Consider the following 15,213-nt stretch of genomic DNA (forward strand, 5'->3'; position numbering starts at 1 on the left):
TTGACCGCAGAACCCGCCCCTACAATTAATTAAAAAGCGATCGCTAGAGGCTTAGAAATCAGACGATCTAAAATTTGTTTAAGGGCGATCGCCGTCCACTCAATATCAGCCTCAGTAGTTTGTCGTCCCAAAGTTAGACGAATACCCCCCAAACCCTCGCGATCGCTATATCCCATAGCCAGCAAAACCGGACTAGGGCTAAGTTTACCACTATGACAAGCAGAACCCGCGCTAATACCAATTCCCGCCAAATTCAGATGTCGGACTAGAGTTTTCCCTGTAATTCCAGTCACCCCAGCCGGGGGAACCACACAGAAACTAACATGGTGGGGTAGTCGGCGGGTGCGATCGCCTGTAGGTACTAAATAGGGGATATCCGCCAGCAAATCAAACAAGCGATCGCGCAATTTAATCAATCGGGGAGTTTCCCATAAAAGTTCCTGCGCCGCTAATTCCGCCGCCACCCCAAACCCAGCAATAGCCGGGACCGCCTGAGTTCCCGATCGCAATTTAAACTCCTGACCGCCGCCGCCCATAAGTGGCATCAAATCCACCCCCGGACGCACATACAAAGCCCCCACACCTTGCGGACCATAAATTTTATGGCTAGATAGCGATAGCATATCCACAGGTAACTTTTCCACATCAATAGGCAATCTTCCCGCCACCTGGACCCCATCAGTATGGAACAAAACCCCATGGGAGCGGGCTATTTCCCCCAAAGTTTCTATGGGCTGTAAAGTTCCCACCTCACTCTGACCATAAATCACCGACACCAAAACCGTATTCGGTTGTAAAGCCGTTTTTAAATCCAGGGGATGAATGCTACCTTGGCGATCGACAGGTAAACGAGTCACCGACCACCCCCGTTTTTCTAATATTCCTACCGTTTCAGCGATCGCCGAATGTTCCACACTAGAAATAATCAGATGTTGAGGCTGATCATATTTACCCACCACCCCAAATATAGCCAAATTATCCGCTTCCGTTCCCCCAGAAGTGAAAACTATCCCATCAGGCGGCGCATTAATTAAATGTGCCACCTGGGTTCTAGCCATTTCCACAACCGTCGCCGACCTCTGACCCCATTCATGCAAGCTAGAAGGATTACCCCAACTTTCCGTCAATACCCCTTGCATAGCAGCGATCGCCTCTGCACAAGTCGGAGTAGTTGCACTATAATCTAAATAAATTTGCATTAGTCTCACCCCAAAGTGATCATCAAACTAGGGAACTCAGACACACCAAAAACCTTCATTAAACCTACACCCGTCATAATTTACCCGGTTTACAAACGTTATAGTCCTCATGGGATAGGACTTTTTGAGGAATCAGAAAACTGCCACTATCCTGGCATAACATCCTATAGTTACGAGTTACAGGAATGCTGATCACAAAACGATTATGGCGCAACCGCTTCCCACCAAAATCCCGATAATTTTTGTTGCTCGTCAGTCCATCAATAATAGTCCTAGCCCTAATTACAACATAGTCTGGTAATCCCCTTAAATCAATAATATCCTCAGCAAATGAAGCCTCCCACTCCAGTTTCTTGGTTTTTCTGTCTTCTAACTCCCGATATTCTTGTTCCTCGGCTATTTTGACTTGTTCACAGCGATGACAAACACGGCCATAACCCTTATGGCCACACGGAAAGGTCTTTTTTCTCTTTGGCATAGCATAGTATGAGGGTTACAACTAACCCTAGCCCCTGGACTATTGTACCAGAGCGACTTTCCGAGTCTCAACTTGTTAAACTAATTTAATCTCCCCCCCAACAATCACAAGAAAAGTGCTAAAAAATTCGGTAACTCTCAATTACCTATCCAATTAACTATCAATGGTGCGTTTGCTTCATGTCACCCGCTTATTTGGGCTTGGCGCTAGTCTGGTATTTATACTCAATTCCTGTGCTTGCAATTCCCATAGCATCAGGTCTAACAATAGTGCTTCCGTCCAACCCTTAATTGAGCCCTTACCTCAAGATCCACAGATCCGGGTTTACTTTAATCATTCCCAGGCTTCCGTCTATACTGAACCCTATCGCCCCAAAACTAGACTCGGTGATAACCTTGAACAAGTTATAGTCGATGCTATTAACAGTGCTTCCCAAAGTGTAGATGTCGCCATTCAGGAATTACGTTTACCCAAAATCGCTCAAGCCTTAGTTAATCAACATCAAAAAGGAGTCCGGGTGCGCGTCATTATTGAAAATGAATATAGTCGCCCCTTTAGTGATTTTACCCCCGCCGAAATTGCCGCCTTTTCCGACCGGGAAAAAGGTCGTTATCAGGAATTTATGCACTTGGCGGATTTAAACCAAAATGGTCGCCTTGAGCCTGAAGAAATTAACCAAAGAGATGCTCTGGTTATGCTGGCTAATGCTAATGTTCCCTTAATCGATGATACCGAGGATGGGTCGAAGGGTAGCGGTTTGATGCACCATAAGTTTGTCATAGTTGACCAAAATACAGTTATTGTCACCTCTGCGAATTTTACTACCAGTGATATTCACGGAGATTTTTACTCCGCCGAAAGCCGGGGTAATCCTAATAATTTGTTGTCTATCAATAGCCGTGAGTTAGCCGCGATTTTTACCCGGGAATTTGAAACTATGTGGGGAGATGGACCGGGAGGAGAAAATGATAGTCTGTTTGGGATTAATAAACCTCAGCGGGGAGTTAAACAAGTCTCCGTCGGTCAAGGAACTGTTACCGTTCAGTTTGCCCCCATTTCTGCGACTCAACCTTGGGAAAATAGCGTTAATGGATTGATTGCTCAAACCTTACAACGAGCTAGGAATGACATAAATTTTGCTTTATTTGTGTTCTCGGCTCAGGAATTGTCGGATACCTTAAAAACAGTTCATCAAAGGGGAGTTGAAATCCGAGGATTAATTGAGGTTGGTTTTGCTTACCGTTACTATAGCGAAGCCTTGGATATGATGGGAATTGCTTTGCCTAATAATTGTCGATATCAACCCGGAAATAACCCTTGGTCACAACCTATTTCTACGGTGGGAGTTCCGAATTTGGCTGAAGGCGATCGCCTTCATCATAAATTTGCCGTCATTGATGATCAAATCGTCATTACCGGTTCCCATAACTGGAGTCGAGCCGCTAATCACTCCAATGATGAGACCTTATTAGTCGTTAATAATCCCACCGTTAACGCTCATTTTCAACGGGAATTTGAGCGCTTATATCAACAGTCAACTTTGGGGGTTCCTGGTTGGCTTTTAAGTAGAATTGAACGGGAAAAACAAAACTGTGGCGGTGTCATTGAAACACCCTTTCATCCATCAGGAGAAATTATTAACATCAATACCGCATCTCAGCCGGAATTAGAAAGCCTTCCCGGTATCGGTCCCGCTTTGGCGCAGCGTATTATAGAAGCACGCAGTCAGCAGCCTTTTACCAGTCTAGATGATGTTACCCGTGTTTCTGGTATTGGACCTAAAACTATCGAAAGATGGGAAAATCTGGTAACCTGGTAAAATCACTACCCCGGCATCATCTCCCTGGGGAATTACTCAGAATATGCTTGACATGGGATAAATATATCTGCTATAATAGTAAGTTGCTTAATCTCTGGAAACCAAACCGATGCGACTTTCCCAAATGCTCTTTGTCACCCTGCGGGAAGACCCGACAGAGGCAGAAATCCCTAGCCATAAACTTCTCCTCCGCGCTGGCTATATCCGTCGTATCGGTAGCGGAGTTTACGCCTATTTACCCCTAATGTGGCGGGTGCTACAGAAAGTATCCCAAATTGTGAGAGAAGAAATGAACGCCACCGGGGCGCAGGAATGTCTACTTCCCCAGGTTCAACCCTCCGAACTATGGAAAGAGTCAGGGCGCTGGGATACCTACACGAAAGCAGAAGGTATCATGTTTTCCCTCAAAGACAGACGCGATCGCTCTCTGGCTCTCGGACCCACCCACGAAGAGGTAATTACCGCCGTAGCCAGGGACATGATTCGCTCTTACCAACAACTGCCCCTACATTTATATCAAATCCAAACTAAATTTAGAGACGAGATCCGCCCCCGATTTGGCTTAATGCGTGGCCGCGAGTTTATTATGAAAGATGGCTACTCATTCCACACCAGCGAAGAAAGCCTGAAACAAACCTATCAAGACATCGATCGCGCCTATCGTAATATATTGCGACGCTGTGGGTTAGATTTCTGTGCCGTAGAAGCTGATTCTGGGGCTATTGGTGGGTCCGGTTCCCAGGAGTTTATGGTTTTAGCTGATGCTGGGGAAGATGAGGTACTATACACCCCTGATGGCAAATATGCCGCCAATGTCGAAAAGGCTGTATCTTTACCCCCAGATGCGGTAGCCTCCGGTTTTACTACCTACGAAAAACTAGAAACCCCTAACACGGCTACGATCGCCACCCTCTGTGAGTTTCTCAAATGTTCCCCTACCCAAGTTGTCAAAAATGTGCTATATCAGGCAGTCTATGATAACGGCATCACCGTTTTAGTCCTGGTTAGTATTCGCGGTGATCAAGATGTCAATGAGGTGAAGTTGCACAATCAACTCACTAATGCTGCTAGTCGCTATGGTGGGAAAGCCTTATTATCCCTCACAGTTCCCGACTCAGAAACACAAGAAAAATGGGCGAGTAAACCTTTACCCCTGGGATATATCGCCCCCTCACTCGATGATGACTACATTATCAGCGATAATAAGCAAATAGCCCCGAAATTCCTGCGATTGGTTGATCAGACAGCCGTAGAGTTGCAGAACTTTGTCACAGGTTCTAATCAGTCCGGTTATCACGTCGTTGGTGCTAATTGGGGAGGGGAATTTCAACTACCCGATTTGGTCGCTGATTTGCGGAAGGCTAAAAAAGGCGATCGCAGTATCCATGACCCTAGCCAAACCTTGGAAAGCGCTAGGGGAATTGAAGTCGGTCATATATTCCAACTCGGTACAAAATACTCTCAAGCTATGGGAGCTACCTATACCAGCGAAACAGGTGAGGATTTACCCCTGGTTATGGGATGCTATGGGGTGGGAGTGTCTCGTTTGGCTCAGGCGGCGGTAGAACAATCCTATGACAAAGACGGTATTATCTGGCCAGTGGCGATCGCTCCCTATCACGCCATCATTACAGTTCCTAATGTCAGCGATAATCAACAAATGGCGATCGCTCAACAACTCTACAGCCAACTTAACCAAGCTGGAGTCGAAACCCTACTAGATGACCGCAACGAAAGAGCCGGGGTTAAATTCAAAGATGCTGACCTAGTGGGGATTCCCTATCGCATAGTCACAGGGAGAGCCATCAAATCAGGTAAAGTTGAGTTAGTACAACGAGCTGACCATGAATCCTCCGAAATCCCCATAGAACAAGTCGTTTCCCTACTTCAACAAAAAATTAGCCAATCTCTGTAAATTTCTGTACTCAGGGAACAATTAATTTTATTTTAAGTATTGTTTCCGTTCCGTGATATTATTTGTGTTGGCTTACAAAGCTTCACTAGAGAGCTTCGTGGAGTTCACGCCGTGGGTAAACGTGCCGATCATATCGCTGTAACTTATGTCTGATGCCGGGGATATCGTAGAGATGGGGTCTCCAGTCCAGGAGCCAGACTCCTCCATGGGAGAGTATTATCAGCTTCAACGGGAGTTGTTGCTAACTACTATTGTGCTGGCAGTAGTAATCTTCCTGGTCGTTTATTGGTTCTATCCCTGGATAATTGCCCTAAATTACCTCTTGGGAGCCCTGTTGAGTGTGGTCTACTTGAGAATGCTGGGGAAAGATGTGGAACGAATTGGGACACAAAAATTATCCCCAAGCAAAAATCGTTTAGCTGTGTTCGCAGCCTTGATAATTGTGGCTACTCAATTGAATCAACTCAAAATCTTACCGATTTTTCTGGGGTTTCTCACCTATAAAGCCGCCCTGCTAGTCTATACGTTACGACTATTGGTTAGGCCCAACCCATGACGTAAAAATACTCTTGTAATTATTCTCCACTCCTTGACCTATAGGGGAACTCTCCTAAATGCAAATGTTTGATGTTGTAAACGCCTTTGGTTCACTTCCCTTTGCGGAATTGGAAGTTGGCAAACACTTTTACTGGAATATCGGTAATCTGCGAATCCATGGACAGGTATTTATGACCTCCTGGTTCGTGATTGGCGTACTCCTGCTACTATCAATTTCGGCAACGCGAAATATTCAGACAATTCCCAGCGGTATACAGAACTTTATGGAGTATGCCCTAGAATTTATTCGCGATCTGGTGAAAAATCAGATAGGGGAAAAAGAATATCGTCCGTGGGTACCTTTTGTTGGTACATTATTCTTGTTCATCCTTGTGTCTAACTGGTCTGGCGCATTAGTTCCCTGGAGGGTATTTGAAATCCCTAACAGTGAATTAGCAGCCCCAACTAATGACATTAACACCACGGTAGCCTTAGCACTGCTAACATCCCTGGCTTACTTTTATGCAGGGTTTAGCCGCCGAGGTTTGGGATATCTGCTGAAATATATTCAGCCGACACCCATCTTATTACCGATCAACATTCTCGAAGATTTTACTAAACCTCTGTCCCTCAGTTTCCGTTTATTTGGTAATGTTGTGGCAGATGAGTTGGTAGTGGGTGTTCTGGTGCTGTTGGTGCCGCTATTTGTGCCCATCCCGATGATGGTTTTGGGTCTATTTCTGGGTTCAATTCAAGCCCTGATTTTTGCGACTCTAGCCGCTAACTACATCGCTGAAGCCATGGAAGGACACGGCGAAGAACATCACGAGTAGCTTGATTTGATTTGAGCAATTTGTTCAGTTAAAATGCCAACAAACTGATAAGATTGTTTGGGGGCTAAAAATCAAACCCTTAATTTCACTCGTCAACTTTTTTTATTGAGGTCAAAACCAACTATGGAATCTAATTTAACTACTGCCGCCTCCGTAATCGCTGCTGCTCTCGCAGTAGGTATAGGCTCTATTGGGCCTGGTCTGGGTCAAGGTCAAGCTGCTGGTCAAGCGGTAGAAGGAATTGCGCGTCAGCCTGAAGCGGAAGGTAAAATTCGTGGAACTCTGCTGTTGAGCTTGGCTTTCATGGAAGCACTGACTATTTACGGTCTGGTAGTGGCTCTGGTGTTGCTGTTTGCCAACCCCTTCGTATAGATATTTTCAGATTTCTGAGATTTCGGATTTGGGCGGATTTATCTAGTCTCAAATCTGAAATCTACCCGTTTATGGTGGTCTGAAAAACAAAAGAAAGTTCGCAAGCCTATTGGTTAACACCCTTCAAAAAAATGATACACTCGACAATTCTGCTGGCCGTAGAAGAGGCAGCTACGGAGAGTAGTCTGTTTGATTTTGATGCTACACTGCCATTGATGGCTGTACAATTTCTAGTCCTGGCAGCTATCTTAAACCAAATTTTTTACAAGCCCTTGGGAAATGCCATTGATTCTAGGGCTGACTACATTCGCCAAAATAAGCTGAGTGCTAAAGAACGTTTGAGCAAGGCAGAAAGTTTGGCTAAACAGTATGAGCTAGAGTTGGCAGAAACTCGTAAGGAGTCTCAACAACTAATTATTAATGCTCAGGCTGAAGCGCAAAAAATTGCGGCGCAGGAAATGGCAGCGGCTCAACAAGAAGCTCAGAAAATTCGAGAAGCAGCCTATCAAGAAATTGAACAAAATAAAATCGAGGCTCAAAGAAGTTTGGACAAACAGGTAGACTCTATTAGTCGCCAGATTCTCGATAAACTTTTAGGAGCCGGAATGATTGGGTAGCTGTCCTCTCAAAAATTATTTTCAATCCCCTATAAATGGGGGAAAAGTTAAGCCTACATACCATCCCTAATCAAGCCAGGCGGCGGTTGAGGAAAGGGCAATCACATGAAATTATGAGAAGAGGAAGATGGTGAATCTTGTATTACTGGCGACAGAAGCCAGTCATGAGGGTGGTTTTGGACTGAATTTTAATCTGTTTGAAACTAACCTGATAAACTTAGGCATTATTATTGGTTTGCTAGTTTACTATGGGCGGGGCTTTCTCAATAAAATTTTGAGTGAAAGACGCTCTCAAATTGAGCAAGCAATTAAGGAAGCCGAGCAACGTTTGCAAGATGCCGAAAAAGCTCTAGCTGAACAACAAGAAAACTTGGCTCAAGCTAAGGTGGAAGCGGAAAGAATTAAGGCTTCTGCTGTGGAACGTGCCCAAGTGATTAGAGAGCAAATTGCAGCTCGTGCTAAGGCAGATGTTGAACAGATGAAGCTGACGGCTAATCAGGATTTGGAAGCGGAAAGAAGTAGGGCGATCGCTCAGTTGCGGGCTTTGGCTGTGTCTCAAGCGTTGGAACAGGCAGAAGTGCAAATTAGAGAACGCCTAGATGAAAATTCCCAGCACCAACTGGTAGATCGCTCCCTGGCTTTACTAGGAGGAGGTTCATGAGTTCAATTGTTGGTCAATTAGTAGAACCCTATGCCACGGCTTTGATGTCGGTGGCTAAATCAAACAATACCACGGAAGATTTTGGCAATCAAATGCGATCGCTTATTGATTTGCTGAAGAATTCCCCGGAACTACAGGATTTTTTAGGCAGTCCGGTGGTGAAAGGAGAAGATAAAAAAGCCGTGATTACACGAATGTTAGGAGAGGAAGTACACCCCTACCTGCGGAACTTTTTAATGCTCCTAGTAGATCGCGGTCGCATCCTATTTCTAGCAGAAATAGCCCAAGAATACTTGGCTTTGTTGCGGAAACTTAATCAAACAGTTTTGGCAGAAGTTACCTCGGCAGTAGAACTCAACGACGACCAAAAACACATGGTTGTTGAACAGATCAAGGCTAGAACTGGGGCACACAATGTAGAGCTGGATCTGAAAATTGATCGAGAGATTCTCGGTGGTGTCATCATTAAAGCGGGTTCCCAATTGTTTGATGCCAGCATCAGAGGACAACTGCGCCGCATTGGTATGAGCCTAACTGTCGGTTAATAATTCGCCGACACCTTAGCCATTTATCTTAGTTTAACCTTTAGCAACGGATCACAAACACTAACTATGGTATCCATCAGACCTGACGAAATCGCCAATATTATCAAAGACCAAATCGAACAGTACGGCCAAGACGTTAAAGTTTCTAACGTTGGTACAGTGCTGCAAGTTGGTGACGGTATTGCCCGGATTTATGGCTTAGATAAAGCTATGGCCGGAGAACTGCTAGAATTTGCCGATGGTACAATTGGTGTCGCCCTAAACCTGGAAGAGGATAATGTGGGTGCGGTACTAATGGGCGAAGGCCTGGAAATTCAAGAAGGTTCCGCTGTGACCGCGACCGGAAGAATTGCCCAAGTTCCCGTGGGAGAAGCTATGCTGGGACGGGTAATTGATGCCCTGGGTCGTCCCATCGATGGTAAGGGGGAAATTCAAACTACTGATACCCGTCTGCTAGAATCCCCGGCTCCCGGTATTATTGACCGCCGCTCTGTTTGTGAACCTATGCAAACAGGGATTACCGCTATTGACTCGATGATTCCCATTGGTCGGGGTCAACGGGAATTGATTATCGGAGACCGTCAAACTGGTAAAACAGCGATCGCTATTGATACCATCATTAACCAGAAAGAAGAAGATGTAATCTGTGTTTATGTGGCGATCGGTCAAAAAGCCTCAACTGTGGCTCAAGTGGTCAGCACCTTGGAAGAAAAAGGCGCTCTCCCCTATACCATTGTTGTGGCAGCTAACGCTAGTGACCCCGCTACCCTGCAATACCTGGCTCCCTACACCGGAGCAGCCATGGCGGAATACTTCATGTATCAAGGTAAAGCCACCCTGGTAATTTACGATGACCTTTCCAAGCAGGCTCAAGCCTACCGTCAAATGTCCCTGCTGCTGCGTCGTCCCCCCGGTCGTGAAGCCTACCCCGGAGATGTATTCTACCTGCACTCTCGTTTGTTAGAACGGGCTGCTAAATTAAACGATGAGCTGGGCGGCGGTAGCATGACAGCCCTACCCATCATCGAAACCCAAGCCGGTGACGTTTCCGCTTATATCCCCACTAACGTAATTTCTATTACTGATGGTCAGATCTTCCTGTCGGCTGACCTGTTTAACTCCGGTCTGCGTCCGGCGGTGAATGCTGGTATCTCCGTTTCCCGTGTGGGTTCTGCTGCCCAAACTAAGGCAATGAAGAAAGTGGCTGGAAAGGTTAAACTAGAATTAGCTCAGTTTGCCGAATTGGCAGCCTTCTCTCAGTTTGCTTCTGACCTAGACCAAGCGACTCGTAACCAGTTGGAACGGGGTAAACGTCTGCAAGAACTACTCAAACAGCCTCAAAATTCCCCCCTACAACTGTTTGAACAAGTAGCTGTGATTTACTGTGGTATTAATGGCTATCTTGATGATGTTCCCGAAGATAAAGTGGTGAGCTTTACTACAGGTCTGCGGGATTATCTGAAAAATAGCAAGCCTAAATATGGCGAGATTGTTCAAAGCCAAAAAGTCCTCACCGAAGAAGCTGAGGCTATGCTTAAAGAAGCAATTGCTGAGTTTAAGCAGACTTTCTTAGTTTCCGCGTAGGGTGCACACGCACGGGATCAGCCATTGGGGGAAACTAAACGCTTTATGCCGTGACGCACCGATTAATTAAAACGGGGAAAGGCAACAATTGAGGGATGAGGGGGAACTGACCCCCTTCCCCTATATGGGTCTGTTATTGACTATATCCCTGGTGCTTGAGGTCCTATTAACTCCCAGAGTCGTAATAATCTGTGGATAACAATTACTGATCATAAAACTATGTCAAACTTAAAAGCGATTCGCGATCGCATTCAGTCAGTCAAAAATACCAAAAAAATTACCGAAGCTATGCGCCTGGTGGCTTCCGCTAAGGTGCGTCGCGCTCAGGAACAAGTTTTAGCTACCCGTCCCTTTGCTGACCGTCTAGCAGGTGTTCTCTATGGTCTCCAAGGTCGCCTTCAGTTTGAGGATGTAGAATGTCCTCTGCTGCAACAGCGGGAGGTGAAAAAGGTGGGACTGGTGGTGCTGGCAGGCAACCGGGGTCTGTGTGGAGCCTACAATAGTAATATTATTAAACGGGCGGAAGCACGGGCGGCGGAATTGAAAGCCGAAGGCCTAGAATATAGCTATCTTCTGGTGGGTCGCAAAGCTATCCAACATTTTACCCGCCGGGATGCTCCCATCTCTCAATGTCGCGATAACCCAGAGAAAACCCCAGATCTACAAAAGGTATCCAGTGCGGCTGATGAAATTCTCACCTGGTTTGAGTCGGGAGCAGTAGATCGCGTTGAGTTGATTTACACGAAATTTGTCTCTCTGATTAGTTCACGACCTGTTACCCAAACTCTGCTGCCCCTAGACCTGCAAGGCTTAGAGGCTCAGGATGATGAGGTTTTCCGCCTCACTAGCAAAGGTGGTAAGTTTGATGTAACTAGAGAAAAGGTGAGTGTTGAGCCGGAAGCCCTCGCTCAGGATATGATTTTTGAGCAAGATCCGGTTGATATCCTTAATGCGTTGTTGCCTCTGTTTTTGACTAACCAATTACTGCGAGCATGGCAGGAGTCTACGGCTAGTGAATTGGCGGCTCGGATGACTGCTATGAGCAACGCCAGCGATAACGCTAGTGATTTGGTGAAAACCCTTACTCTTTCTTACAACAAGGCTCGCCAAGCCTCAATTACCCAGCAGATTCTGGAAGTTGTTGGCGGCGCGGTGGCTTTGGAAAATTAAGGCCTCCGAAAGCCAGGCGATCGCCTCGCCTCTATCAAGTCCTCAAGATGCCACCAGGGGGAATGGTTCCCCCCGTTGGTATTGATGGAGATAATCACTGAGGCGATCGCACAATTTCGTTAAATCCCGGTGGTTTTTTTCATGTTGCTGTTGGTCATAAACAAAAGTAATTTTCTGGGGTTTTTCATCCCCTCTTAAACGCACAAACCAGTAAGTCATAGATACCTGTTCTGGGGGATAATCACTGGTTTCTACTAGCAAATAAAGATAAAGCCGCGTTTGCCAATTATTCGCCAATTTTTGCCAATTAACTAAGCGTTGATTAGTCTTCCAATCAATAATTTTAGCCTCATTTTGAGTAGCAGTTAATAAATCATAAATCGCCACTAAAACATAATCACCAAAACCCAAGGTTCGATAATGTTCAGCCTCCCGAAATTCTCCCGAACTATAGTTATTCTGGGGAGAAAATACCTCTGGTGCCGCCTTAACCAAGGCTAAGAAACAATTTTGTAACTCCCGATCCTCAGCCATAAAACCTTGAATTGGTAAACCCAATTCTCCCTGCTGCATCAACAGGTGAAAACGACTCCCCCAAGCCATATTTTCTTCCTCTTCCCAGGTTATCGGCGAGACCAACCCATCTAAATAGGTCTCCTGAAATTTCCGGGGACAGGTTTCTAGGAGATGCAAATGGTTTTGGGATAATCTTAACTTACCCGTCACAATTCTTAATCCTCCAGCAGACCCAAAAGTCGTAGAATAGTATCTACATCATTGAGTTCTCCCACAATCCGGCGCTTAGGTTTTGGCCAGACCTTCATCAGAGTAGGAGTAGCCGAAATATGACTAGCTTCTGCTTGTTCCGGGTGTTTGAGTACATCAATGACCTTTAAAGTATAAGGGTAATTGAGCGATCGCTCAAGTAGCTGATGCAAAGTTTCCAGGGTATTTTCTGTGGCTAAACTGTGACCCGAAACAAACAGCCTCAACACATATCCTTCGGTTGGTGTACCATTAGAATCAGATGGAAACGGTGTGGCATTCTGGGAGTCAGACCCAGAATCACTATCTTGGTGTGAAAAATTGGTTTGATTATCCATGGTTTTAAACCTCACAACGAGGTCATGATTTTTCCAAAGTTCTGGAAACTGTTGATAATAACTTGCTAAAACCAAGGGATTGCCAACTTTATCACCAATCTGCACAGGTGGCTAAACCAAGTCTACCGTTTCAAAAATAGCATTCAGTAATGGCTGATATCACCACACTGGGGGGTGTGCTTATGCCAAAACTCTCACTTGCTGGGTAATCGGATCAATGCAACGATTAAAACTCGCCGTATAACACGGTGTAAAAAGTGCAATCCCTTTAAATAAATTAGGAACAGCCAAGGGGGAGGGGGTAAAACTCAATGATATGCGCTCACATTTATAACTGTTTGCCAAAAACGACTCAGGTTGCCCAGGAGAGCAACCTTATTTAATATCAGACTATTTATAGTGTATTTCAGAGTTAGGGCGAATGGTCAAAACTTCACACTTTTGTTATACTCTACCGCGTAGCATCTGACTCATCTCATTGGGGAAAGGCGAGACATCCAGACAAATTTCCTCAGTGATGCGCCCCTCTTGATACAATTCATAAAGGGATCTGTTCATAGTCGTCATCCCCTCATAACTATCTTTGAGCATAATCTGGTTAATTTCCTCATACTGATCCTTCATGATATACTCTTTGATTACATCAGTGTTGATGAGGATGTCATGGAAGGCGGCCCGCTTGCCGTCTGTGGTCTTACACAACAGTTGAGCAATAATCGCCACCAAAGTTTCGCTCAGTGAGGTTTTAATCGATGACTGTTCCTCAGCCGAGAACATATCCAAAACCCGGGTTAGGGTCTTAATGGCGCTGTTAGTGTGGAGGGTTCCAGCTACCAAGTGACCAGTTGATGCAGCTTTAATGGCAATCTGCATGGTTTCCTTGTCCCGAATTTCCCCCACCAGCATCATATCAGGGTCTTGACGCAAAGCCCCCTTGAGAGCATTAAAAAACTTGAGGGTATGTCGTCCAACTTCCCGGTGTTTAATCAGGGATTTTCGGCTTTGGTGAACAAACTCCACGGGGTCTTCAATGGTGATGATGTGATAGGCGTAGTTTTTATTGATATAATCAATCATGGCGGCCATGGTGGTAGACTTACCTGAACCCGTCGGTCCGGTAATCAACATCAACCCTTTGTGATAGTTACAGATTTTTTTGAAAACGTCGGGTAATTTCAACTGTTCTAGGGTGAGGATGGTAGCACCAATTAGCCGCAGTACCATCGCCGGACCACTGAGAGAGTCAAAAATACTAATCCGAATCCGCACAAAGCCTAAATCTGCGGCTCCGTCAAAGTCTAGGTTTTCCTGAAACTGATGGATTTCCTCATCGGTTAACACCTCCCGTAGCCAACTCATAAAGCTATTGAGGTCTGTTACCGGCCAATCTTCTTGGGGGGTCATATCGCCTCGGTATCTGAGGCGAGGTGTTTCATTAACCCCTAAATGAACATCAGATGCGCCTAACTCATCGGCGCGTTGGACAATCTCTCGCAAGGTGGGCTGTCCGGGGCTAGGTCCTGGTCCTCTGCTGGGGATTCCCACGGCGGCGGGACTTGCTGCTTGGGCGGGTGCAGGTGGAGGGCTACTATCCTGAACACCTCCTGCTGGTGGGCGAGGGGGTGCAGGTGGGCGAGGAGTTCCTGGGCCAGGTGGACGTGGGGGGGCTGGGGGACGTTGTGATTGTGTCATGAAATATCTCCTATCTGGGAAACCGCCTACCTATAGCCGGCGGAGGAAAGGCAATCTAGCTGATTATTGTTCCCTCTGTAACCAAGGGTAACAAAGGAAGAAAATGGCACGATTTATCAGCATTGACAATCATATTAATATTAGCGCCTATTTTGTGGTATTGCTAATGCCAGAAAACGGTTTGAGAAAATGACGATCGCACTGATGGTTACTAAAACAAGGGTTAACCAGTCTCCCCAACGGACATAAAGGGTTTGGCTATGGCGGCGGTAAATGATATGGTCATGGAGTTCGTAGGTATTGATGCCAGAAATCCATAGGGTGCGGCCGTGGGGGTCGATAATACCAGAATAACCTGTATTAGTAGCCCTTACTGTCCAGCGATCGCCTTCTATGGCGCGCATGACATCTTGGGCGTGATGTTGTGATAGCATCATGGTGGCATAATGGGCATCATTAGAGGCTGTTAGGATAAATTCCCCTCCGGCTGCTACTTGACGGCGGAAATGGTCAGCAAAGGCGGAATCGTAGCAAATTCCGGCGATCGCTTTTCCCCAACCCGTCTCAAATTTTTGTTGTTTTTCCCCGGCGACTAACCGCGCTTCCAGGGGTGACAAACGATTAATTACCCTTCCCAGAATGGCATCAAAGGGGATATATTCACCCAAGGGCACTAAATGGGTTTTGT

16 protein-coding genes are annotated in these 15,213 nt (G+C 45.9%); 10 read left to right on the top strand and 6 right to left on the bottom strand.

All coding sequences use genetic code 11. The features are described from left to right. Window positions 1-29 precede the first annotated feature (29 nt). The gene (locus B9T16_RS16950) at window positions 30-1,199 is read right to left on the bottom strand and encodes a cysteine desulfurase family protein (protein ID WP_410245316.1); all 1,170 of its coding nucleotides are present in this window, start codon (window positions 1,197-1,199) and stop codon (window positions 30-32) included. A gap of 73 nt (window positions 1,200-1,272) precedes the next feature. Beyond that, window positions 1,273-1,677, bottom strand: coding sequence for a hypothetical protein (locus B9T16_RS16955; protein ID WP_014274379.1), 405 nt, complete (start codon window positions 1,675-1,677; stop codon window positions 1,273-1,275). Between the two features lie 163 nt (window positions 1,678-1,840). Between B9T16_RS16955 and B9T16_RS16960 the strand changes: the two genes are divergently transcribed. The 10 genes from B9T16_RS16960 to B9T16_RS17005 all read left to right on the top strand — a co-directional run bounded on the left by B9T16_RS16960 (window position 1,841) and on the right by B9T16_RS17005 (window position 11,730). Continuing rightward, entirely contained in the window at window positions 1,841-3,496 is a 1,656-nt protein-coding gene (locus B9T16_RS16960) for a phospholipase D-like domain-containing protein (RefSeq protein ID WP_410245317.1), read from the top strand. 109 nt (window positions 3,497-3,605) lie between these two features. Beyond that, window positions 3,606-5,411 (top strand): proline--tRNA ligase, encoded by a 1,806-nt coding sequence (proS, locus tag B9T16_RS16965; RefSeq protein WP_410245318.1) that lies wholly within the window; start codon window positions 3,606-3,608, stop codon window positions 5,409-5,411. A gap of 145 nt (window positions 5,412-5,556) precedes the next feature. Beyond that, window positions 5,557-5,967, top strand: a complete 411-nt coding sequence (locus tag B9T16_RS16970) for an ATP synthase subunit I (protein WP_043468012.1) — start codon at window positions 5,557-5,559, stop codon at window positions 5,965-5,967. Between the two features lie 58 nt (window positions 5,968-6,025). Continuing rightward, window positions 6,026-6,781: a F0F1 ATP synthase subunit A gene (gene atpB, locus B9T16_RS16975; protein ID WP_006618459.1), complete on the top strand. Its 756-nt coding sequence runs from the start codon at window positions 6,026-6,028 to the stop codon at window positions 6,779-6,781. A gap of 123 nt (window positions 6,782-6,904) precedes the next feature. Continuing rightward, complete coding sequence (gene atpE / locus B9T16_RS16980) at window positions 6,905-7,153, top strand: ATP synthase F0 subunit C (protein ID WP_006618460.1); 249 nt, start codon at window positions 6,905-6,907, stop codon at window positions 7,151-7,153. Between the two features lie 131 nt (window positions 7,154-7,284). Next, a complete protein-coding gene (locus tag B9T16_RS16985) occupies window positions 7,285-7,770 on the top strand; it encodes a F0F1 ATP synthase subunit B' (protein WP_014274375.1) in 486 nt (161 codons plus the stop codon). A 127-nt stretch (window positions 7,771-7,897) separates the two neighbouring features. After that, window positions 7,898-8,431: a F0F1 ATP synthase subunit B gene (locus B9T16_RS16990; protein ID WP_043468009.1), complete on the top strand. Its 534-nt coding sequence runs from the start codon at window positions 7,898-7,900 to the stop codon at window positions 8,429-8,431. Continuing rightward, the gene (gene atpH, locus B9T16_RS16995) at window positions 8,428-8,976 is read left to right on the top strand and encodes an ATP synthase F1 subunit delta (RefSeq protein ID WP_410245319.1); all 549 of its coding nucleotides are present in this window, start codon (window positions 8,428-8,430) and stop codon (window positions 8,974-8,976) included. The genes B9T16_RS16990 and atpH overlap by 4 nt, the downstream gene beginning before the upstream one ends. Before the next feature lie 66 nt (window positions 8,977-9,042). Further along, a complete protein-coding gene (gene atpA / locus B9T16_RS17000) occupies window positions 9,043-10,560 on the top strand; it encodes a F0F1 ATP synthase subunit alpha (protein WP_410245320.1) in 1,518 nt (505 codons plus the stop codon). Window positions 10,561-10,779: 219 nt separating this feature from the next. Beyond that, on the top strand, window positions 10,780-11,730 hold the full coding sequence (locus tag B9T16_RS17005) for a F0F1 ATP synthase subunit gamma (protein ID WP_014274371.1): 951 nt from the start codon (window positions 10,780-10,782) through the stop codon (window positions 11,728-11,730). A 42-nt stretch (window positions 11,731-11,772) separates the two neighbouring features. Here the strand turns inward: B9T16_RS17005 and B9T16_RS17010 are convergent, their stop codons facing one another. The 4 genes from B9T16_RS17010 to B9T16_RS17025 all read right to left on the bottom strand — a co-directional run. Beyond that, window positions 11,773-12,456, bottom strand: coding sequence for a PD-(D/E)XK nuclease family protein (locus tag B9T16_RS17010; RefSeq protein WP_410245321.1), 684 nt, complete (start codon window positions 12,454-12,456; stop codon window positions 11,773-11,775). A 5-nt stretch (window positions 12,457-12,461) separates the two neighbouring features. Next, window positions 12,462-12,833: a circadian clock KaiB family protein gene (locus tag B9T16_RS17015; RefSeq protein ID WP_410245322.1), complete on the bottom strand. Its 372-nt coding sequence runs from the start codon at window positions 12,831-12,833 to the stop codon at window positions 12,462-12,464. A 444-nt stretch (window positions 12,834-13,277) separates the two neighbouring features. Further along, a complete protein-coding gene (locus B9T16_RS17020; protein WP_014274368.1) occupies window positions 13,278-14,525 on the bottom strand; it encodes a type IV pilus twitching motility protein PilT in 1,248 nt (415 codons plus the stop codon). Between the two features lie 140 nt (window positions 14,526-14,665). Then, window positions 14,666-15,213: apolipoprotein N-acyltransferase (locus B9T16_RS17025; protein ID WP_410245323.1), on the bottom strand; the 548-nt coding region annotated here is incomplete at its 5' end.

Origin of the sequence: Arthrospira sp. PCC 8006 (assembly GCF_046480465.1) — a bacterium.
GTDB lineage: Bacteria > Cyanobacteriota > Cyanobacteriia > Cyanobacteriales > Microcoleaceae > Limnospira > Limnospira platensis.